The sequence below is a fragment of the Clostridium sp. genome, from assembly GCF_032576335.1.
Lineage (GTDB): Bacteria > Bacillota > Clostridia > Oscillospirales > Acutalibacteraceae > Faecalispora.
Map to the genome: position 1 here is coordinate 186,868 of NZ_JAWFXC010000005.1, position 21,425 is coordinate 208,292.

General features: G+C 43.9%; 24 protein-coding genes and 1 riboswitch. Of the genes, 9 read left to right on the plus strand and 15 right to left on the minus strand.

What is annotated here, in order from left to right; genetic code table 11:
- Positions 1-462 precede the first annotated feature (462 nt).
- Positions 463-1,005 carry a ClbS/DfsB family four-helix bundle protein gene (locus tag E7L17_RS07550; protein WP_316322648.1) on the plus strand — a complete coding sequence of 181 codons (543 nt, stop codon included), beginning with the start codon at positions 463-465 and terminating at the stop codon, positions 1,003-1,005.
- A gap of 327 nt (positions 1,006-1,332) precedes the next feature.
- Here E7L17_RS07550 and E7L17_RS07555 read toward each other — a convergent pair whose 3' ends face one another.
- The 4 genes from E7L17_RS07555 to E7L17_RS07570 form a co-directional block, all read right to left on the minus strand.
- The gene (locus E7L17_RS07555; protein ID WP_316322649.1) at positions 1,333-2,100 is read right to left on the minus strand and encodes an amino acid ABC transporter ATP-binding protein; all 768 of its coding nucleotides are present in this window, start codon (positions 2,098-2,100) and stop codon (positions 1,333-1,335) included.
- A 13-nt stretch (positions 2,101-2,113) separates the two neighbouring features.
- On the minus strand, positions 2,114-2,755 hold the full coding sequence (locus tag E7L17_RS07560; protein WP_316322650.1) for an amino acid ABC transporter permease: 642 nt from the start codon (positions 2,753-2,755) through the stop codon (positions 2,114-2,116).
- Positions 2,756-2,792: 37 nt separating this feature from the next.
- On the minus strand, positions 2,793-3,644 hold the full coding sequence (locus E7L17_RS07565) for an amino acid ABC transporter substrate-binding protein (RefSeq protein WP_316322651.1): 852 nt from the start codon (positions 3,642-3,644) through the stop codon (positions 2,793-2,795).
- Between the two features lie 247 nt (positions 3,645-3,891).
- Positions 3,892-5,550 carry a leucine-rich repeat domain-containing protein gene (locus E7L17_RS07570; protein ID WP_316322652.1) on the minus strand — a complete coding sequence of 553 codons (1,659 nt, stop codon included), beginning with the start codon at positions 5,548-5,550 and terminating at the stop codon, positions 3,892-3,894.
- A gap of 215 nt (positions 5,551-5,765) precedes the next feature.
- Here E7L17_RS07570 and E7L17_RS07575 point away from each other — a divergent pair, with 215 nt between their 5' ends.
- Positions 5,766-6,389 (plus strand): cytidylate kinase-like family protein, encoded by a 624-nt coding sequence (locus E7L17_RS07575; protein WP_316322653.1) that lies wholly within the window; start codon positions 5,766-5,768, stop codon positions 6,387-6,389.
- 108 nt (positions 6,390-6,497) lie between these two features.
- On the opposite strand, the gene E7L17_RS07580 is transcribed toward E7L17_RS07575, so the two are convergent.
- Positions 6,498-7,142: a VOC family protein gene (locus E7L17_RS07580; protein ID WP_316322654.1), complete on the minus strand. Its 645-nt coding sequence runs from the start codon at positions 7,140-7,142 to the stop codon at positions 6,498-6,500.
- 233 nt (positions 7,143-7,375) lie between these two features.
- Between E7L17_RS07580 and spoIIID the strand changes: the two genes are divergently transcribed.
- On the plus strand, positions 7,376-7,624 hold the full coding sequence (gene spoIIID, locus E7L17_RS07585; protein ID WP_009066041.1) for a sporulation transcriptional regulator SpoIIID: 249 nt from the start codon (positions 7,376-7,378) through the stop codon (positions 7,622-7,624).
- A 112-nt stretch (positions 7,625-7,736) separates the two neighbouring features.
- Here spoIIID and ilvA read toward each other — a convergent pair whose 3' ends face one another.
- The 5 genes from ilvA to E7L17_RS07610 form a co-directional block, all read right to left on the minus strand.
- On the minus strand, positions 7,737-8,936 hold the full coding sequence (gene ilvA, locus E7L17_RS07590) for a threonine ammonia-lyase (RefSeq protein ID WP_316322655.1): 1,200 nt from the start codon (positions 8,934-8,936) through the stop codon (positions 7,737-7,739).
- The gene (ilvN, locus tag E7L17_RS07595; protein ID WP_316322656.1) at positions 8,930-9,436 is read right to left on the minus strand and encodes an acetolactate synthase small subunit; all 507 of its coding nucleotides are present in this window, start codon (positions 9,434-9,436) and stop codon (positions 8,930-8,932) included. Before ilvN ends, ilvA begins: the two co-directional genes overlap by 7 nt.
- Entirely contained in the window at positions 9,433-11,124 is a 1,692-nt protein-coding gene (gene ilvB, locus E7L17_RS07600) for a biosynthetic-type acetolactate synthase large subunit (protein ID WP_316322657.1), read from the minus strand. The genes ilvN and ilvB overlap by 4 nt, the downstream gene beginning before the upstream one ends.
- 385 nt (positions 11,125-11,509) lie before the next feature.
- A complete protein-coding gene (locus tag E7L17_RS07605) occupies positions 11,510-12,232 on the minus strand; it encodes a permease prefix domain 1-containing protein (protein ID WP_316322658.1) in 723 nt (240 codons plus the stop codon).
- Positions 12,219-12,569, minus strand: coding sequence for a PadR family transcriptional regulator (locus tag E7L17_RS07610; RefSeq protein WP_316322659.1), 351 nt, complete (start codon positions 12,567-12,569; stop codon positions 12,219-12,221). Before E7L17_RS07610 ends, E7L17_RS07605 begins: the two co-directional genes overlap by 14 nt.
- 155 nt (positions 12,570-12,724) lie before the next feature.
- Here E7L17_RS07610 and E7L17_RS07615 point away from each other — a divergent pair, with 155 nt between their 5' ends.
- Positions 12,725-13,216, plus strand: coding sequence for a MarR family winged helix-turn-helix transcriptional regulator (locus tag E7L17_RS07615; RefSeq protein ID WP_316322660.1), 492 nt, complete (start codon positions 12,725-12,727; stop codon positions 13,214-13,216).
- Positions 13,191-14,009 (plus strand): DegV family protein, encoded by an 819-nt coding sequence (locus E7L17_RS07620; protein ID WP_316322661.1) that lies wholly within the window; start codon positions 13,191-13,193, stop codon positions 14,007-14,009. The genes E7L17_RS07615 and E7L17_RS07620 overlap by 26 nt, the downstream gene beginning before the upstream one ends.
- Positions 14,010-14,080: 71 nt before the next feature.
- On the opposite strand, the gene E7L17_RS07625 is transcribed toward E7L17_RS07620, so the two are convergent.
- The 4 genes from E7L17_RS07625 to E7L17_RS07640 all read right to left on the minus strand — a co-directional run bounded on the left by E7L17_RS07625 (position 14,081) and on the right by E7L17_RS07640 (position 17,370).
- Positions 14,081-14,908: an AraC family transcriptional regulator gene (locus E7L17_RS07625; protein ID WP_316322662.1), complete on the minus strand. Its 828-nt coding sequence runs from the start codon at positions 14,906-14,908 to the stop codon at positions 14,081-14,083.
- Between the two features lie 51 nt (positions 14,909-14,959).
- A complete protein-coding gene (locus E7L17_RS07630; RefSeq protein ID WP_316322663.1) occupies positions 14,960-15,676 on the minus strand; it encodes a DNA alkylation repair protein in 717 nt (238 codons plus the stop codon).
- Positions 15,677-16,042: 366 nt separating this feature from the next.
- The gene (locus tag E7L17_RS07635) at positions 16,043-16,771 is read right to left on the minus strand and encodes a TMEM165/GDT1 family protein (RefSeq protein ID WP_316322664.1); all 729 of its coding nucleotides are present in this window, start codon (positions 16,769-16,771) and stop codon (positions 16,043-16,045) included.
- 338 nt (positions 16,772-17,109) lie between these two features.
- On the minus strand, positions 17,110-17,370 hold the full coding sequence (locus E7L17_RS07640) for an AbrB/MazE/SpoVT family DNA-binding domain-containing protein (RefSeq protein WP_316322665.1): 261 nt from the start codon (positions 17,368-17,370) through the stop codon (positions 17,110-17,112).
- A 300-nt stretch (positions 17,371-17,670) separates the two neighbouring features.
- Between E7L17_RS07640 and E7L17_RS07645 the strand changes: the two genes are divergently transcribed.
- The 4 genes from E7L17_RS07645 (at position 17,671) to E7L17_RS07660 (ending at position 20,263) form a co-directional block, all read left to right on the plus strand.
- Positions 17,671-18,258: a nucleoside recognition domain-containing protein gene (locus tag E7L17_RS07645; RefSeq protein ID WP_316322666.1), complete on the plus strand. Its 588-nt coding sequence runs from the start codon at positions 17,671-17,673 to the stop codon at positions 18,256-18,258.
- On the plus strand, positions 18,251-18,772 hold the full coding sequence (locus tag E7L17_RS07650) for a spore maturation protein (RefSeq protein WP_316322667.1): 522 nt from the start codon (positions 18,251-18,253) through the stop codon (positions 18,770-18,772). The genes E7L17_RS07645 and E7L17_RS07650 overlap by 8 nt, the downstream gene beginning before the upstream one ends.
- 214 nt (positions 18,773-18,986) lie before the next feature.
- Positions 18,987-19,757, plus strand: a complete 771-nt coding sequence (locus tag E7L17_RS07655) for a type III pantothenate kinase (protein WP_316322668.1) — start codon at positions 18,987-18,989, stop codon at positions 19,755-19,757.
- A 31-nt stretch (positions 19,758-19,788) separates the two neighbouring features.
- Positions 19,789-19,885: riboswitch (guanidine-I (ykkC/yxkD leader) on the plus strand.
- Positions 19,886-19,942: 57 nt separating this feature from the next.
- Positions 19,943-20,263: a multidrug efflux SMR transporter gene (locus E7L17_RS07660; RefSeq protein WP_316322669.1), complete on the plus strand. Its 321-nt coding sequence runs from the start codon at positions 19,943-19,945 to the stop codon at positions 20,261-20,263.
- A gap of 502 nt (positions 20,264-20,765) precedes the next feature.
- Here the strand turns inward: E7L17_RS07660 and E7L17_RS07665 are convergent.
- Complete coding sequence (locus E7L17_RS07665; RefSeq protein ID WP_316322670.1) at positions 20,766-21,425, minus strand: hypothetical protein; 660 nt, start codon at positions 21,423-21,425, stop codon at positions 20,766-20,768.

A 21,425-nucleotide genomic window follows, 5' to 3' on the forward strand; every position in this document is an offset into this window, starting at 1 on the left:
ATTATAATTTAAAACGTATGTCATTGCTCAAATCTTGATTTTCCAATCTTAATTATGATATACTATTTTCAACAATGGAAAATAAAATTATTTAATTGTGAAATACATTTTTAGAAATTTTTAATAAGTTCATGTTATATCATCATATTTTATTTCTTTCGACTATCTGGGTTCAAATGTGCAAAACGTATGGCACAACTGGGAAAACGCAGACGACGCGGAATGATTTTACAATAGTAATTGTGAGAAACAGCTTAACTGTATTGTTACATACAAGCAATTTTTGTGTTTGATATGTTTACGAATAATACGGTTAAGCTGTATTTGTTTACAAAAAAATACTCAGGGTTTTTTGATTGGGTACATTATGATATGATTTAATATATAAGTAAACATGACAATCTGTTGTCATGTTTACTGTGTTACAATTGATACATAGCTAAAAGGAAAGGAGAATATCTTATGGCAAGAGCTACCACGAAATCAGATTTAATTGCAGATGCTACAGCTCAATTCGAGAAGATGTGGAATTTAATAGATTCTATGACAATGGAGGAACAGATCGCAACATTTCAGTACGATGACTCTTTTAATAAGAAAGAAGCACATTGGGCTCGAGATAAAAACCTGCGTGATGTGCTTATTCACTTGTACGAGTGGCACCAACTTTTGCTCAATTGGGTTGAAGCGAATCAAAATGGAGAAACAAAGCCATTTTTACCCTCACCATATAACTGGAAGACCTACGGGCAAATGAATGTTGCGTTTTGGGAGAAGCACCAATCGACTTCTTATGAGGATTCCAAAAGCATGCTACTGCAAAGCCATAGAAAAGTACTGGAGTTGATTGAAACATTTTCAAATGAAGAATTATTTGAAAAGAATCAATTTGCATGGACGGGGACATCTGCATTGGGGTCTTACTGCGTTTCTACAACTTCCAGCCACTACGATTGGGCAATTAAGAAAATAAAGCAGCATATGAAGTCATTCAAGACAAAGTGATGTGCCAGTTCAAACGTACTTGCAGAGAACCGTATTATAAAATTCGAAGACCCAGCGGAGATAACCGTAAGATTAATAGCTTAAGCTGGGCGGGTCATTGATAGGCATGAAAGCAACAATAAAGCGAATGACCCTATCTTTTCGTGGAGTATGCTGTGCTTTTTTAAAACATCTATGGAATTGTAAGTCGAGGTCTGCTCAGCAAATAAGAAATCTTAGCTTTTTATAAAGAGAACACCCCCGCCTAATGGCGGGGGTGTTCTCTTTGGGTTAGAAGATTGTATCATTTGTGAGTTGCACTTGTAAGCATTTAAAGGTTGAGAAATATTACTCTGTAAAACGAGACAAAAAAGCGCGGGTACGTTCATTTTGCGTATGAGTAAAAATCTCATCTGGCGTGCCATTTTCCAGCACGATGCCGCCATCCATAAAAATAACGTGGTCAGCTACGTCGTGTGCGAACTGCATTTCGTGCGTAACTACAACCATTGTCATGTGTTCTGCGGCAAGCTGGCGCATGACACGAAGAATCTCGCCCGTCAGCTCGGGGTCAAGAGCAGAGGTAGGTTCATCAAAAAACAAGATTTCCGGATTCATCGCCATTGCCCGGGCAATAGAAACGCGCTGTTGCTGCCCTCCGGAAAGCTGGTGTGGGTAGGCGTCCGCTTTTTCGGAAAGCCCCATTTTTTTAAGAAGCTCCATTGCGGTTGCTTTTGCATCTTCCCGGCTTTTTTTTAGTACGCGAACCGGGGCGTCTGTTATGTTACGCAGTACACTGTAATGCGGGAATAAATTAAAATTCTGGAACACAAGACCTAGCTTTAAACCAATGTTACGGCACTGTTCAGGAGTTGCGTAAACCGCTTTTCCATCCGCTCCATTTTGCACCAACATATCTCCACTGACGGAAATTTTTCCGGAATCGATTGTTTCAAGCTGTGAAATGCAGCGCAGCAGGGTGCTTTTCCCCGAGCCGGAGGGGCCGATGATAGCGAGTACTTCACCTTCTTTAACTTCCAGTGAAATCCCTTTGAGAATTTCCTCGCCATTAAAGCTCTTACGAATGTTTTCTGCGGATAAAATGGTTTGACTCATGGAAATTCCTCCTTTACTGGTAATAGCTTAGCCGGTTTTCTAGCATGGTAAATGCACGGGTAACAACACCGTTCATAACCAAATAGAACACGCCGGCAATGACCAGAGGAGTCATATCCACAGCGCTGGATACCCACTGCGAAGTGACTTTTAACAGCTCCACAACACCAATTACCTGCGCCAAGGATGTATCTTTTACGAGGGTAATAAACTCGTTGCCCATTGGTGGGGTGATTCGTTTGATTACCTGCGGCAAGATGATGTGCATAAAAGCCTGCGGCTTGGTGTAACCCAAAACCTTTGCGGCCTCACTTTGCCCTTTGGGGATGGCCTCCAGCCCGCCACGGTAAATCTCAGCGAAGTAAGCAGCATAATTTAGTGCAAAAGCTACCTCCGCCGCCAAAACACGATCGAGTTGAATACCGAGCAGGGGTTTTAATGCGTAGAACATGAACAGTAATTGAAGCATGAGGGGGGTTCCACGCATAATCAATATGTAGAAGCGCACAGGCAGATTGACGATTTTAAGTTTCGACATTCTGCCCAGTGCCACCAAAAGTCCCAAAGGAAGCGAGACGATTAAGGTGAAAGCGAAAATTTGCAACGACATCAGAGTTGCCTGAAACATTTCTGTTAACAGCACCTGATAATTCATAACGAAGACCTCCGGGACCAGTTTACATACACTTGGTTTATTTTATATCTACTGTAGTAACATCTTCTCCGAACCATTTTTCAGAGATTTTTTTCATCGTTCCATCCTTGGCCATTTCTTTGAGTGATTCATCTACTTTTTCTTTCAAAGCCATGTCATTTTTACGCATACCAATTACATAATCTTCGGCAGCGAGCGAGATTGGTGTTCCGCCATTGTCCAGAATACGGAATGCGTCCGGCTGATTGTTCAGGTAGAAACGAGCAACAATTTCATCAATCGAGATTGCGTCGATGGTTCCGTTCTGAATTTCTAGAATGGCTTTGGCATAATCATCAATTTTAACAATGTCCTTTAGAGACCCCTTGAATTCTTTATTCTCAACGGCATTTAGTGCTGTTTCTGCTGAAGAGTCACTCTGTACCCCAACCACTTTGTTGCTTAAATCTTTTAGAGAGTGATAAGTGGAATTCGTTTTAACTAGAATAATCTGGTTATTGCTCATATAAGGAATACTAAGCGCCATAGCTTTTGCACGCTCCGGGGTTTTGCTAAAGCCGTTCCACAGGCAGTCTACATTTCCGTTGTCTAGCTCTGCCTGCTTGTTGTTCCAATCAATTGGCTGAAGCTTGAGTGTTACGCCAAGACGCTTGCTAACTTCTTTTGCAAGGTCAATATCAAAGCCAATTATCTCACCTGTTTTTGTATCTTTATAGCCCATAGGCGGGAAAGCATCATCCAAACCAAGTACCAGTGTCCCGGCTTTTTGGATTTTACTCCAGGATTCGTCTTTGTTTTCCGCAGAAGAAGCGGACTGATTTCCTTGGCCGCAGGCGGTTATGCCGACAGATACCGTAAGGGCGAGGAAAAGAGCCAGTAGTTTTTTCATAATAAACAGTCCTTCCTTTGATAAACCTCTCGCTTTAGTATGGTAGTATTAGAAAGCGGTTGAAATAATGTTTTTTATTCTACTCGGTTCCATCCAAAAAGTAAAGTGATTTTAAAAAGTCTATGCAAAGTATGCAAAAAGCTTCCGGATTTGCCGGAAGCTTTCAGAACATAATAGCAAATGAGGCACAGCCCTATACGGAAACTCCGCAGGTGCTGCGCCCCATTTGCTGTAATACAGAAAATTACTAGTTAAAGTAGCTGCGGTTACGGGCGGCTTGCCCATGCTGTACCACATTGTTTACTACATCAAAACGGATAGAAACATGGTTTAGTACAGTTGTTCCACTCATAACATCTACAACAACGTAGCAGGTGCCGGGGGTTTTTCCCGTTACGCGGTAATTGCCGTTCGCCAGCCTTTGCACAGTGGCAATACCGGTGCGGCTGGAATAAACATTAATTGTTTTGGTATACGCGTTACCGGCCAAAGACACGCCAATATCGTAAATATTGCCTGGTGCCATTGTGTAAGCGTTGGTGTCAATCATAACAGAACCAGCGTATTGCACACCATTGTAAGATAAGTCGGTATTTGTGCCCGAATCCGGGTTTGGTGTGGGAGTTGGGTTTGTGCTTGCTCCAGCAGGAATATCGGAGGAATAGTCGGAAGTAAGCTTAAATTTGTAGCCCTTGCTGTTGGCAAAAGCACGCACGTAAGAATCGGAGGAACCACGCAGTGTGGTATTATCCGAGAAAGCGTTACGGCCGATTTCCAGTACACTGTCTGGAACAACTAGAGTATATAGTCTGTTGCAGTCATAGAACACACCGTCACCAATTCCCTTTAATCCATCTTCAATGGTAACAGAGCTAAGCATTTGGTCATACGCAAATACATCGTCCTCTATCGTAACAAGCTCCTTGGGAATATTGACAGTCTGCAAACGCGAGCAGTACGAGAATGCACCATCCTCTAAGGTAGAAAGGTACTGGGGCAGCTTTACGGTTTGCAAATTGACACAATACGAGAAAGCCTCAGATTTAATTTCTTCCAGCAAAGAGGGAAGAGAAATGTTCGTTAAAGCACGGCAGTTGTAAAACGCACGCTCTCCAATCGAATACAAGGAGCGCGGCATGCTTACATTGGTTAATGCAGTGCAGTTAAAGAAAGTTTTCTCGGGCAGGTTCTCCATGCCATCCGGCAAACTAACGCTAGTTAACGCGGTGCAGTAGGTGAATACAGAATCGTCCATTTCAGAGATGGAACGGGGAAGAGAAACAGAGGTTAAAGATTTGCAATAGCTGAACGCTTCTTTACCAATGCTAGTCAGACCATTGCGAAAGCTTACACTGGTTAGCTTGGAGCAATAGCTGAATGCGTTCTCTTCAATAGTCTTTACATCCGGTGGAATGGATATACTTGTAATACCGGAATTATAGAATGCGGCATCACTAATCGAGGTTACATTTGAAGGAATAGAAATATCGTTGAGTGAGGTACAACCGCTAAAGAGCCCACTGCTAATTTCCGTCAGCTTTTTGGGCAGTGAAACATAGCGAAGCTTTGGGCTTTCCGCAAAAGCACGTGTGCCAATGGATTCAACACTGCTGGGGATATTGACTGTGGCAAGACGGCCGCAGTCGTAAAAAGCTTTATCGCCAATCGTATGTACGGAATCTGGAATGGTAACATAAGTAATACGATTATTCCCCGAAAACGCGTTATCCCCAATTTCTTTCACTGTGTTGGGAATCTTTACGGTTGTATCGTTTCCGCTGTACTTTGTAAGCACCCCGTTAGAAATTTTAAAATCACTGGATGCAGCAAATACACGAGGTGCGGAAAAAAACGTTGCAGCCAATACGAAACCGATGACCAAGGTCAGCAGTTTGTATTTCTTCATAAAAACACGCTCCCTTTAAAAATATATAATTTACATTTTATTTGACATAAATATAAGTATAATTTACCATGGGAGGAAAATTTTTGCAAGAAAAGTAACAATAATGAAAAGACTGTAAACAGAATTATCATTTGCTTTAGTGTTGACCAAGGCCTTAGAATCCCTTATACTGGAAATAGATAATATACCTTGGAATCAGGCAGGAGAGTGATACGATGAATAAGTTTGTCATTACAATTGCACGTGAGTATGGCAGCGGTGGCAGAACCATCGGTAAATTACTGGCGGAAGAGCTGGGCGTTCCGTTTTACGACAGAGAGCTACTTCGATTGGCTTCAGACGAAAGCGGAATTAATGAAACGCTGTTTGCAGAAGCGGATGAAACTATAAAAGGCACCATGCTGTGGAAGGCTTTTCGCAAATCGTATTCCGGTGAGCTGATTCCGCCAGACAGCGAAGATTTTGTATCGAACAATAATCTGTTCCAATTACAGTCTAAGGTGATTCGTGAGCTTGCGGCTGAGCAGTCTTGTGTGATAATTGGTCGCTGCGCGGATTATATTCTGCGAGATATGGACCATGTATTAAAGTTATATGTTCATGCACCGATGGAGTCCTGTGTGGAGCGGGCAAGAGCATTCCACCCCAATCTTTCGGATGCGGAGCTTCGCCGCCTTATTCAGAAAATTGATAAGCGCCGTGCAGAGTACTATGAATATTTTACCCGCAAGCATTGGAAAGACGCGGACAATTACGATTTAAGCTTTAATAGCAGCCAGCTTTCTTGGGATCAGTGCGTCAGACTGGTGAAAGCATATTTAGAAATTAAAAACGGTTAAGGTTGTAACTTATCAGGACACTATTTGGAAATCAAAATAGATTAGATAAAATGAACACATAACAGAAAAAAGCACCGGAGTGGACGATACAAGTCTACTCCGGTGCTTTTAGTTTTGGGGCAGTATGTGTGTTTCTCCCGTATTGTATTCGAGTACAATGCTATGAATTTGATTTCCCTCAAACAAAACTAAGGTCGGGTCTTCACACAACGCGCAAATAAGCGGCATGTATTCTTTACTTGTGCCAAATGCAACGCTGCGAATTCTTTTTGCTCCATTCGGGTGAACAAAATTTTGGGGCTTGGGGTCAATGTTAAAATACGTCATTAAAAATGGTATTTGCAAATTGTTTGGGAACAGGCAGGTGAAACGAAGCTTTCGCCCTTTGGTATCGTTTCTGCGGGAGGGCATTTCCACGTATGGTTCGTTTGCCTGATTTAATAATTTCTTCTCCCGGTTAAAATTTTTTTCGTAAGTTTCCAATGCAAGTCCGCAAGGCCCCTCTGTATGAGAATCCCATGTGTCCATGCGCTCTGCCAGCTCGGATTTGCCAAACAAACGCATCATGCGTTTTACAAAAGATGGCATACCGGTAGAGGCTAAAAGCTCGAGATAAGGGCCGTCAGAAAAATAAATAATCGCATTGTAAGGATTTTTTGCCGAGCCATATTCCACAGTGAATCCCATTTCACGGTATTTTTCCACCGCTTTTTGTAAGTTGCCAACCTTCATAATGATATGACTTACTTTCATATAATGAAACCTCCATATATGCATACTGAAGAATGCAGGTGCATTTTTTCGTTTTATAGATTGCGGTGGGATCTTCTTTGTTAGTTATAACATACATGCGAGCAAAATACAATTGTTCAGAAGATTTAATGAGAGTATGAGCGAAAGAAACTGCTTTCTTCGCAGGTTGTTTTCATATTCTGTTTCACGGCCGCATATCTATAACCAATCAGATTAGTTTGGGAGGCAGAGCTGTGAAAGGCATAGTAGAAGAGCGAGCCGTAGAGCTGGGAGAATACATCATAGAAAACAACGCGACCGTTCGCAAAGCCGCGAAAAAATTCGGTGTCAGCAAATCCACTGTACATAAAGATGTAGCGGAACGTCTGAAATATGTTGATCCGCAGCTGTACAAAGAAGTAAAGAATGTACTGGAGATCAACAAAGCCCAGCGCCATATTCGTGGCGGAATGGCTACCAGAATGAAATACAAAAAAGACTGATGTGTTCTGTTGTTACTTTAGGCAGCCTTTTTTATTTGGCTGCAAGAAAAAAGGCGGTTCCCGCACCGTAAGGAGTGGGGAGCCGCCATTTTTTGTCTATTCATTTCAATGATTAATGTTCCACCATTTTATAACCAGCAGCTTCTAAAGCCTCGCGAATTTCGGCAATGTGCTGGTGATTGCGTGTTTCCATTACGATGCGCAGAGTACAGCCGTTAATGTCGCTTCCCTCACCTGAGTGGTCGTGGCGAACTGCAACTACATTGCCGCCCAGATCAGCAATAATGGCGGAAACCTCTTTGAGCTGGCCGGGTTTGTCGATTAACTCAAGAGTCATGTCGCAGGAGCGGCCGGCGTTTAATAAACCGCGGTTGATAATGCGAGAAAGAATTGTAACATCAATATTGCCGCCTGAAACAAGACACACCACTTTTTTCCCTTTTAAATCCAGCTTATGAAACAGGGCGGCTGCTACTGCGACGGCACCTGCTCCCTCCGCAATCAGCTTTTGCTGTTCAATGAGGGTTAAAATAGCAGTTGAAATTTCGTCATCTGTTACGGTTACAACTTCATCCACATACTGGTTGCAGATGGAATACGTTAAGTCTCCCGGTTGCTTTACGGCAATGCCGTCTGCAATGGTGCATACACCGTTCAGGCATTCCACCTGGTGGTGTGCCAGCGCCTGCACCATTGAGGGAGCACCGCTGGATTGTACGCCATATACCTTGCAGTTTGGGTTGAGCGACTTAATGGCATACGCAACGCCAGAGATAAGCCCGCCGCCACCAACCGGTACAATTACTGCGTCAACATCCGGTAATTGGCTTAAAATCTCAAGCCCAATGGTTCCCTGACCTGCCATCACATCTTCATCGTCAAACGGGTGAATAAAGGTACTTCCGCTTTCCTCCTGAAGCTGGAGCGCACGGCGGTAAGCGTCATCGTATACGCCGTCTACCAATTCCACCTTGGCACCGTACGAACGGGTTGCCTCTACTTTGGAAATGGGGGCGGAATTGGGGATGCAAATGCAGGAGGGAATACCGATTCGGGATGCAGCTAGAGCAACTCCCTGCGCATGGTTTCCCGCCGAGCAGGCAATTACTCCCTGCGCCTTTTCTTCATCACTGAGTCGAGACATCTTATAGTAAGCGCCGCGAACCTTAAAAGAGCCGGTTACCTGAAGATTCTCTGTTTTCAGGTATACTTCACAATCGTCGCCGATTTTCGGTGCATAGATTAGATCGGTTTGTCGGATTACATCTTTTAGTACAAATGCGGCATGGTATATTTTATCTAAGGTTAGCATGTTTCTCCCCCTTGTGTGCTCATGGCCATTGCTCCTGTGCGCAGAATTTGCTCAATTTGGTACGGCTTGCACAGCTCTATCAAGCTGTTTAGTGCTGTGGCGTCACCTACCAGCTCTAAAATCATTGTGGTGGGGGATACCTGTAGAATGGATGCGTGGAATGCGTTTGCTAGCGTAACGAGGAATTCGCTGTTTTCCGGTGTGCGGCGAATGCGCAACAACAGGTGCTCGCGCACAACGGCACTATCTCGCTTTAAAACAGTGACCTGTTCAATTTCTTCGAGCTTACTCAGCTGTTTGTCTACCTGACGCACAATACGATCGTCGCCTTTCACAACAATAATCATTTCAGAATACTGCTCATCCTCTGTTTGTGCGGCCACAATGCTAATGATGTTATAGCACCGGCGGCTAAATAGGCCGGAGATACGCAATAGAACGCCAGGGGTGTTTTTTGCACGTACCGACAAGATGTATTCGGTTGTATTTGATTCGCTCATTGCTGCTGCTCCTTTTCGTCGATTTCCAAAATGAGTTCTTCCGCTCCAGAGCCTGCGGGAACCATGGGAAGAACATTAAAGTCACTGTTGATAAGGCAATTGATGAGGCACGGCCCTTTGTGTTCCAGAGCTTGCATTAGAACTGATTCAACATCGTAGCAAGTGCGAATGGTAAAAGCTTTTACACCAAAGGCTTCTGCCAACAGTTCATAATTGGTTGGTTTATTCAGTGTTGTTTGTGAAAAGCGGCCATCGTAAAATAATTTTTGCCATTGGCGAACCATACCTAAAACATTATTGTTCATGATGAGCTCAATGATGGGAATGTTGTACTTTGCGGCAGTTGATAGCTCGGCACAGTTCATGTGGAAGCTGCCGTCACCCGCTACGTTTACCACTCGCAGCTCAGGCTTTGCCACTTGCGCACCAAGTGCTGCTCCCAGGCCGAAGCCCATGGTTCCAAGCCCTCCAGAGGTAATCATACGGCGAGGCTTCTGGAAAGGAAAGTATTGTGCTGTCCACATTTGGTGCTGTCCAACTTCGGTAGAAAGAATAAGGTCTTCGCCGCCCAGTTCTGCCAGGGTTTCAAGCAGGTATTGTGGCGTTACTCCGCCCTCGCAGTTGGATTTTTGAACCAGTGGGTACTCCTGTTTCCACGCCTTTACCTGCTCCATCCATTCGGGGTGGCTAGCGGGTTTAAGCTCGCAAACAAGCTTTTCTAAGATACTGCGGGCATCGCCTTTCAGGCGAAAGTCTGCGTTAATGTTTTTATTGAACTCTGCGGAGTCAATATCAATGTGAACCACGCGGCAGCCGCGCGCGAATAAGTCCGCATTGCAAATCACACGGTCTGAAAAACGGGTGCCCACAGCAAAGAGTACATCACATTCCTTCAGGGCCATTGCAGAGGGAACTGTTCCGTGCATGCCGAGCATTCCAAGGTAACGCTCGTTGGTTTGGTCGAACCCGCCTTGGCACATTAAAGAGCAGGAGACAGGAGCATCCAGTAGTTCAACAAACTCATGCAGAGCGTTCGACGCCTCGGCTGAAATAATGCCGCCGCCGGCATAAACATAGGGGCGCTCGCATTGGGAAAGCAGCTCCAATACTTGCTCAAATCGGCTTTCATCCAGTGTGGTGGCTTGATGGGTCTGGTTGAGCTGCAGAGGTGTAAATTCGTATTTGTGCGCTGTTACATCTTTGGGAATATCAACTAGCACAGGGCCTTTGCGTCCGCTTTCTGCTATTCGGAATGCTTCACGTAGGGTAGAGGCCAAATCGCTTACATCTTTTACAATGAAGTTGTGTTTTGTAATCGGCATGGTAATACCGGTAATGTCAACCTCCTGAAAGCTATCTAACCCCAAAAGGTCAATGGTTACATTACCAGTAATGGCAACCATGGGAACGGAATCCATATAGGCGGTAGCTATGCCGGTTACAAGATTGGTTGCGCCGGGGCCAGAGGTAGCAAGGCAAACACCTGTTTTTCCGCTGGCGCGGGCAAATCCATCCGCAGCATGGGCAGCACCCTGCTCATGAGAGGTTTCAATGTGGTTAATTTTTTCCCGGTACTCGTACAGGGCATCGTAAATGTTTAGTACCGCCCCACCCGGGTACCCAAAAATGGTGGTGGCATCTTGTTCGAGTAAACACTCCATAATAATCTGCGCGCCAGTTAACAGCATGTTCTTTTCCTCCTGCATTTCATTTCATTTCGGCGGAAAGGCAAATAAAAAAGCCCCCGCCTCCGGTTTCCCAGAGGCGAGGGCGTTAAGCTCCCGCGGTACCACTCTGTATTGCTGCCGTTCTGGCAGCGTCTCACTGCATATCTAACAATATGCTTCCCGTTAACGGAGGAAACCCGGACTCAGCTTACTACCCTTTATGGGTTCGGCCGTCTGCTCAAGGGTGATGTCCTGTGGGGCGCCCGCTGCCTCGCACCATCCGGCAGCTCTCTGTAAGGGCGGTATTCCGCATTCGTGTCCCTATCAAAGCATTTTTTCTGTTGCTATCATATTATTCGATAGACTCCAGATTGTCAAGAGGGTAATCACATTTATTTTTTAGAGATTAAGATTTATCTCCAATTAAAACCGTTACAACACCACACAGGATTCCAGCAATGGGGAACACCACCCAGCCCGGGTGCCACATGTCAAACAAGAAACCAATTAGCAGGAAAAAAGCAGTGGCAAGAAGCATAATTGCACCGCAGAGCCGCTCAGAAAGAGTATCGTTTTTTTTAGCTTTAGCAATGTGTGTGTTCGTAGAGGGAGGTGTACCGATTGATTGATAATAGGCAATTTGTTCTTCCCAGTACGCTTTTTGCATCCCAAAATAAACAAAAAGCCCTACCGCGGCAGCAATCAATAGCAAAAAGACTATCGCTGATAATGCTCCGTTCCCAAAAATAGATTCAAATACTTGTTGCATCACTACCGCAAGAATACAGAGAATAACACCGGCTGTTACCGCAATGGCAAATTGGCTGCGAAACGCTGTGTAGGCTCGTAGCAAGTCTTCTGGAATTGAGCGAGGGTAGTTTTCTTCTGTAAGAGGAATGCTGTTTTGTTCTTCCGTAATGCCCAGCTCCTGGCGAATTTCATCCATGCTGCCAAATTCTGCAATCACGGCGCCCAGTGCTTCATTCTCGTTTTTACCTTCTGCAATTAAAGTTTGGTACCGTTCCTCCATGCTTTCAATAATGTTCATTTTTACTTCGGCAACCTCTTTGGTGCGGGGCAGGGAAGCAAAGGAATTCTCTACATAATTGCGAATCTTATTCATGCTCATTGCTAATCTCCTCTTTCTCACTGGTAAAATAGTCCACAATTTGTCTGGTGAGCTTCCACTCGCTGCATTTTTCACGGTAATATGCTCGCCCGGCATTCGTAATGGTAAAATAGGTGCGCGGCTTTCCAAAGGATTCGGAGCCGTGGTAGCTGGCAATATAACCGTTTTTCTCAAGCCGGTTAATCGCCGAATACAAGGTTGTTTCTTTCATGCTGTAAACCTCGTTAGTACGGGTTTGAATCTCTTTTGATATTTCGTACCCATAGGAGTCGTGTTCAAGCAAAAGAAACAAAATCATTATATCGTTGTAGCCGCGCATAATGTCGCTGCTAATCAAAATTTTTCCTCCTTTTATTACTACGTCTGTTGAAGTAATTTGAGTATAGCATAACTACTACGACAAGTAAAGTAATATTTTTGATTACTTGACAGGAGCTTCTATTTTCCGGTAAAATACTTTTATATTAAAAGTTTTATAAGGAGCACTATTTCGTGAATTTTGAGCAGCAGGAGGAGTTAAATTACTTCTTTGTAGAGACCTTTAACCGAATACTGCAATATGAGGAAGCGGCGCTTTCTGCCGGCGATACTATCGGTCTGAGCATGAAAGAACTGCACATATTGGAGGCTGTAGCTCAAATGCAGCTTTTGCAGCAAAACACGATGTCTAAAATTGCAGCAAAGCTTGGAATCAGCACGGGTGCACTTACTACGGCGATTGGTGTTTTGGTTACAAAAGGGTGCTTAGAACGCCAGAGCAGCGAGCAAGACCGCCGCCTCGTTTGGATTATTTTAACCCCCAAGGGGGAGCGAGCTGAACTCCAGCACCGCTTGTTTCACAAAGAGATGGTTCAAATGATTGGTAATTCTTTAACCGAAGAAAGCTTAAATTCTCTTCTGGCATCACTAAAAACCTTAAGTCGTTTTTTTGAACAAAAAAAGGAAGGCGGAATACAGCATGAGCGTTCAGATATTAATCGATAGTACGGCAGATCTATCGCGGGAGGAGGCCGAGCGCCTCGGAGTTCGAATTGTTCCATTGACGGTGCATTTTGGTGATCGTCAGTATATTGATAAATTTAACATCACAGAAGAACAGTTTTACGAAATGTTGAATACCGAGGCAGAAATGCCAACTACAACACAGGTAAGCCCCCAAAGCTTTTTGGATGTATACGCAGAATACCCCAACGATGAAATTGTAGGGATTTACATTGCGCAAAAGCTCAGCGGAACATACCAGTCTGCTGTTATTGCAAAGGAAGAAAGCGGGCGAGAGGATATTTACCCAATCGACTCGTTAACCGTTTCAGCCGGTGCGGCTCTGCTGGTTAATGAAGCGGTTCGTCTGCGCGATGAAGGTAAGAGCGGAAAAGAAATTGCCGAGCATATCACAGAGTTAACAAAGCAGGTGGAAATGCTGGCAGTTTTCAATACAATGAAGTATTTGGTAAAGGGAGGGCGGCTTTCCAGCACCAAAGGTACGCTGGGTAATCTGCTTGGCATTAAACCGATTATCATGGTAAAGGACGGCGTTCTTGAGGTAATTGGAAAAGAGCGTGGCATGAAAAAAGCACTTGATTTTGTTGTGCGCCATTTACGTGAGCTGCCGGATTTTGACTCCTCGAAACCGATTGCATATTCTCACAGCTTTAATTCGTCCGATTTGGAGCTGCTCAAGCAAGAGCTTGGAGAAGGGCAAACCCTGATTATGGGAAGCGTGGTAGGTACCCATGCGGGCCCCGGTGCTCTCTTGGTAGGCTATTACCGTAAATAATATAAATGGAAGCATAGAAAAATCCCCGCCATACGGCGGGGATTTTTTATCTTTAGATAATACGCTATGTATTACAATTGATTACCAGAGGTCGTAGAGGAACGGAATTTACCGGGAGCTGCCCCTGTATGCTTTTTAAATGCACGAATAAAATTATTGGCATTCCCAAAACCACATTCCACCGCAATTTGCGCGATCGGCTTTTTGGTGTTCCAAAGCAGGTCTTTGGCATAAGAGAGCCGATTCATCAGCAAAAACTGTTTAGGGCTGTACCCAGTCATGTTTTTAAAGCTGTGCGACAAATAGTATACACTGATATAAAATTGCTCCGCCAAATCCTTAATTTGAATGTCTTCCAGGCAATGTTCTTCCAAGTACTTTTTAACCTCATAAATATGGGAAGAATGCCGGCCATCATACGAAGAAAATTGCCCTTCCGCACGGCGATAGGCCATAATAAGGGACTGCTGTAAAAACGACACCATGTAATCGCCCCGGTAAGGGCGGAAACGTGCGCTTTCACGAGCCATATTTTCGAATAAATTCTCAGCTTCTTCTTGGCAATCGGTTAAATCAAAAGTAGGGAAGCTCTCGTCGGAATGGTGCTGAAAAACAGACATAAGGGGGCTGTCGTACAGAATGTGATGAATCTTCAGTGGCTGAATTGTTACAAGGTAACGCTGGTACGGTGCTTCCAGAACCTCTAATGAACATTCATCTAAATTGCTGAAAAAGAACATATGTCCCGCAGAAATAATATAATTTGCTCCGTTAACTGTTAGCTTAATTTTTCCGTGCTTAATGTAAATCTGACGATATACATTAAAGTATAACTGTTGAATCGGCATGTCGGAATCGGCGTAGGTACAGTCAATTGCCAGATCTAACTGCGGTTCCATAATAGGCCTCCTTTGTCCTCATCATTGTATCTGTGTTATAAAACTGCGTACTTATACAGAGTGCTTCAAACTACGTAACAGGCTTTTGCTTTCCGAGGGTACGCGGTTGGATTCGAGTATCTTTTGTATTGCTTTGTTATGAGTAAAATCATCCCATACCGGCTGCTTTAAATATGGGAGCGTAGCCTCAGGGTTTTTCACAAAGCAAACTGAGACTGCCCACGCAACCGCCATTTTGGCATAATAACCGGTTGCTTTGGTTCGGCTTAATTGAATAAGTGTGCGAGGTGTGTTTTTTTCGCTGGCGTAGTAATTAAGCAGCATTACCACTCCAAAGCGGCACTCAAATTCAAGCTCGGACTGAATGTACGGGGAGAGAAACTCCCAAATGGCGTCTGGTTGCTTTTTTGCCAACTTGTAACTAGCACAAAAGCTGTCGCAAACCGACCAATTGTCTATTTTGGGCACAAAATTTACCGTACGATTAAACAGCTCTTTGGTGTCCGCGTTGGCATTGCCCAGAACAAGACCTTGTAGCATAATTTCTTCAAAAGTTTCGTCCGTAGCGCGCGAAAGGTATTCACGCCAATCTCCTTTGGCAATCTGCTTTGCCAGAGATTGCAGAATAGGGAGACGCACTCCTAATATGTTTGACGTTCCGGGAAGGAGCTTTTGGCTAAATTCTCGGTAAGAATCCTCTGCAAGTTTCTCAAGCTGTTGGCGGTGAGGCGTTTGCCAATCCCATATTGGTTTTGCAATTTCCCTCAATTGAGCCACTCCTTTTGCAAATTGCAATAAAACAAATGCTGCCGGTCCGGTGGAAAATTCGCGCTTCTTTGTTTCGAATACTGCTTTCAGAATAACAGCTTAAGAAGTAAAAATCAATAACTCTAAAAGCAATTTTTAATAAATCTTTTTTAAAACTGGCTCTGTGTCTTTCTTTTTGACCTTAAAAAATTCATTGATACCATTTTTTAAGGATATTCGATATTTTTATGCGGATGTGCGATTTTCAAGAAATACCGTCATAAATTGCTGAATAGCAATGAAAAAGAGCCCGGTATAATAACTACCGGGCCCTGTATTTTTAAAATATAAAGTAATACTTCGGTTTTAACAAAAAGAGATAAAGGGTTAGATTTTCTCGTTTACCTGACAGCACGCTGCCGGGAGAGAATCGGCTACTTCTTCGCTTTTTTCTTTTCTGATAAGGTAAAGAGTGCAAGCAGCTGTAAGTGCGTAGAGCAGTGTCATAACCAGCATGATTACATCGGTGCTCAAAGCCAAATCGCTTCTCATTACCTGGTAGCTACCAAGGAAACCAAAGAAGATAAATACAGCAGCCGAAATCAGCTTAACGGTACGCTCGGGAATTCTCTTACACAATACAACGCCAATTACAATTCCAATGCCGTCTGCAATGAGCATTCCAATGGTGGTTCCGGCCAAAATCCAAAGCGGATTTGTGGGGAATTTCGCGGCAAGTGCCACAGTAGTGAGCTGTGTTTTATCACCCATTTCAGCAATAAAGAATGCAATGGCAACGGTGGCAATTGCCCCGTACTTACTAGTTCTGTTTTCTTCACCCTCGAGCTTGTCCCCACGAATGGTCCAAAGACCAAAGAAGATAAACGATAAAGCGGCGATTCCCTGAATCCAAACCTGAATCGTGTCAAATTGTGTTAACATATGGCCTACGGCCACGGCAAGCGCATGGTTTAGAATAGTTGCGAGAAACACACCAATCATAACTTTCGAGGCTTTGTACTTTGCTGCAAAAGCCATTGCCAATAGCTGTGTTTTGTCTCCCATTTCCGCTAAGACAACTGCGCCCAGTGAAAAAACTAAGGCTGTAATACCCATTCTACTTCCTCCGTTTAAAAATATGATTACAAACAAAAAACCCAAGTATAGCTGTACCGCTATACTTGGGTTTAATACAAATTGAGAGATAGCATGTATAGCAATAAAGTTATACATGAGTCTCGTTAATTAAGGTAAGCCAGACTAAATAGCCATTATGTTGACTTACCGCATACAAACCGTATGCAAACTACTCCCTCATGGGTTTTCAATTGTAGCCCTATTATACTGTGCGAAATTTGGAAAGTCAAGAAAAACATGAACAGTCAGTTTTCATGTACTTCTGTAAAGATTTGTCCAAATTTTGATTCATCGCTTAGGGCTTGCTTTAAATGTACTTATTCAGTCTCTTCGTCCAGTCTTTTTGACAAACGCTCCACACACTTAAGACATACATTATGGTCCTTGAAATTTGAAATACGATCCATACTCCCACAGAAAATACAGGAAGGCTGATACTTCTTTAAAATAATTGCAGAATCCTCCACAAAGATTTCTAAAGAATCCTTTTCCGTAATGTTTAGAGTAGATCTTAGTTCTTTTGGCAGAACGATACGCCCGAACATATCTACTGGCCGAACAATCCCCGTAGATTTCATGTTGATTCCTCCTAATCCTAACTTTTTTCACTCCACAAATACATCACTTCAACTTCTCACACAAACTCTTACACTAACACCAAAACATTCACAGTCCCAATATAATGTAATATTGCGTGTTAATAATACCTTTTTTTGGCATTTAAGTCAATCAATAAACAGTGAATTATTCTTTAATTTTATTACAGTAATTTGTGTATTTACACTTAATATTTTACCTTTTTTCTCTCATAAACAAGGAAAATGTATTTGGGGTATGGAATGCGAATACGCTACATATGTATGTACGGGTGAAGAATTATGATGAATTACATATGGGCAGGAATGATTCTGTTTAGCTGTGTGTGTGCTCTGCTGACCGGCCGGCTTCCAGAGCTTTCAGACGCAGTGCTTTCGGGTGCGGCAAGCGCGGTTCAGCTTGTAATTGTTTTACTGGGGATGATGTGTGTTTGGACGGGACTGATGAAGATTGCAGATGAGGGGGGACTCACGAAAGTTCTCAGCCGAATGTTCTACCCTATATTGCGGCCGCTGTTCCCCAAATACCCGAAAGATAGCGCTGCAATGAAGGCGATTTGTATGAATATAACCGCAAATCTGCTTGGCTTGGGCAACGCGGCAACCCCGCTGGGGATTGCCGCTATGAAAGAGATGAACCGGGTAAACGGCAGAAAAACGGAAGCAGACAACAATATGGTCATGTTTGTGGTGATTAATACTGCGTCTATTCAGCTGGTACCCACCTTTATGGGGACCCTGCGGCAGCAGTATGGCTCTGCACAACCCTTCGACATTGTACCGGCGGTTTGGCTGGCCTCCATTATTGCCTTGGGGCTCGGGATTTTGACCGCGAAACTGCTGGAAAGGCGGGAAGACAGGCTTGGCTGATATTGGAAGCATGGTGGTGCCGGCCACTATTTTCTTTATTCTTATTTTCGGCTTTGTCCGAAAGGTTCCGGTGTTTGATGTATTTGTAAGCGGAGCCAAGGAAGGCGCCATGTCATGCTTTGATATACTTCCTTCTCTTGTAGGGCTTATTTTGGCGGTGAATATGCTCAGTGCTTCCGGTGCATTGGACTTGGTTTCGTCTGCCTTGCGCCCTGCTGCTCTGGCGCTCGGGTTACCTCCGGAGGTTATGCCGCTGGCACTCATGCGCCCAGTTTCCGGCAGCGGTTCAAATGCACTTTTGTTACAACTGTTCCGGGATTATGGGCCCGACAGCTTTGTTGGGCGAGTGGCCTCCGTGATGAATGGTTCTACCGAAACCACTTTTTATGCCATTGCCGTTTATTTTGGCGCGGTGGGTATTAAAAAGACCCGCCATACCATTCCTGCGGCTCTTACAGCAGATTTAGTTGGGTACATAGCGTCTGTTTGGGCAGTTCGTATATTATTTTTATAATAATACATTTTACAAATAAAAGATGTTTGAGAAAAGGTGCAAATTATGCACCTTTTCTTGCATATTGATTCTAATTTAGCAATTAAAATGCAAAGTATGCTTTTTCGACAAGAAAAACAGTGGGAATGCGGAAGGAGAACCGTTTTAGGTATTGCGTATTTAGTCGTATTTGGGTATAATAACCTTCGTGAAAAACCGGGGGAGGATTAAACTCATGCTCTTAACGCTGGATATCGGCAATACTAATATTACGATCGGTGGTTACGAAGGCAAGAAGCTTCGATTTGTATCGCGAATGGCGACCGACCGCAGCCGAATGGAAGACCAATATGCGATTGAATTGCGCGATATTCTTGACATATACGATGTAAAGGTGACGGATATTACCGGTGCGATTATCGGTTCGGTTGTTCCGCCAGTTACCGTTTATATTACGAGGGCCATTCAAAAGCTAACAAAAATCAAACCTGTTGTTGTAGATGATAATACCATTACGGGATTAGATGTTCGCCTGAACCCTCCAAGCATGGGGGCAGACCTTGTGGCTGGCTGTGTTGCCGCGATTGCTTTATACGGAGGCCCTTGCATTATTTGGGATATGGGCACGGCAACCACGGTTTCCGTCATAGACTCCAACGGCAGTATGCTGGGCGGCTGTGTGATACCCGGAGTTGGTATTAGCATGGAGGCGCTCACCACGCGAACGGCACAGCTTCCTGCCATTAGTATGGAGGCGCCTAGCAATGTTATAGGGAATAACACAATAGATTGTATGCGCTCCGGCATAATTTACGGACAAGCCTCAATGATTGACGGTCTATGTGACAGAATCGAAGAAGAGCTAGGCGTAAAATGCCGAGTGATTGCTACCGGAGGGCTGTCGCGCGATATTATATCGTATTGCCACCGCGATATTGTGTACTGCTGCAACTTGCTGTTGGAGGGCCTGCGGCTTTTATATGAAAAAAATCAGCCCAATGAGTAATTGACATACTCTATTCTTTTTGCTATACTAAAACAAAGTTTTATAGGGTTCCGCGGTGTTACCGGGCTGGACCAAGATAAAACGCACAGAAGATACTGTGTTCACGGAAGGATAAAAGCCTGGGAGATCTTATTTGATTTTCCCAGGCTTTTTCTTTGCAAATTGAGAGGAGATGTTGTAAAACAATGCAATGGGTATTTTTGTTGGTGGCAGGTTTTTTTGAGATCGTTTGGGCTGTTGGGCTTAAAATGTCTGAAAATTTCAGCAAAATGGTTCCGAGTGCGGTAACAATTGTGGGCTTAATTGCAAGTATGTATTTTCTTTCGCTCTCGCTGAAAGAATTGCCAATTGGAACCGCTTACGCAATTTGGACGGGAATCGGGACAGCCGGAACACTCATTTTTAGTATTGTTTGGTTTCGCGAGGCCATTACTTTGCCACAGGTGCTGTGTGTTTTGATGATCATTAGCGGAGTAGTTGGGCTAAAACTGTTATCACCTACTTAATAAACAATATGTATTTCAGTTTCTTTAATCGAATAATAGAGCTGCTACGAGTGCTATACTACAAAGTAGAAGCATACTACGTTTTCTATATTATAGAGAGGACGAGTTAGCATGAGAGTAAATCAGATTGGCAGGGTGACCAGTTTTATTCTGTCAGCAGTGGTTTTGTTCTTTTTTATTCGAAATCATTGGCTCGAATATAAAACCCTTATTCTAGTGGTTATCTTTCTGCTTTTTCTTCAATTCATGAAGCTCGCTTGGCACTGGTTGCTGCGTAAGTGGGGAAAAGATAATCAACATTTGTGTAAGCTGCGACAAAAGAGAGAATCTCGTTTTGAACTGATTGGATATTTGACAATGGATGTTTTCAATTGGTTAAGCAGATTCCAGAAAAAACTTTTTTGTAAATCCAATGAATAGCTACTATTTGCAATAAAACAACGCCCAGCAGTTTTTCTGCCGGGCGTTGTTTTTCAGCTTTTTATCAATAGAAAGAGATAAGTTAGGTTAGGCTGCCGACCCGGGTGTTCAGCCAGTTCAGCAGCAAATGCTTTGCAAACGGCTCTGTTTCAAATCGGGAGCAAAGTTCATCCAGCTGGGTATAGGAATACCCGTATTCCTCCTCGAATAGCTCTTCGCACCAAACCAGTTCTTTTAAGTGGGCAGCAACATCTTCTGCACAACAGAAGATGTTTAGGCTTAATTGCAAGCCTTTTCGCTGCCAATAGCGATTAAAACGGCTGCAAAAATGGAACAGTGCCGTTTTCTGCTGTTCACCGGTGCGCTGCCATATGGAACTTAGCTCAAATACAAAGCCGCTCATGGCGAGGCGGTGAGGAGAATCGGCAGAATAGACCATCTCCAAAAGCTCTGCCGTAGACTGAATCGGAACCATCAGCCGGTCATTTTCCGGGTGAAGCACATAGTAAAACACGGTGGGCAGAAAGATATACTGCACAAAACCCAAAACAGACTCTGTGTCTGGGTAGCAAGCCCAATTGCTGTCGAGCAGGACACGCTGCTCATCCGCAATGCAGGCGTTGACAAAAACAGGCTGCCGAAGCTGCTCCGGAGGAACAAATAAGTCGTTCCACACATCCTGCTTTCCAAGTGTCCACTCCCAGAAATCGGGTTGCTGGTATTTACAGGCCGGGCTGCGCAT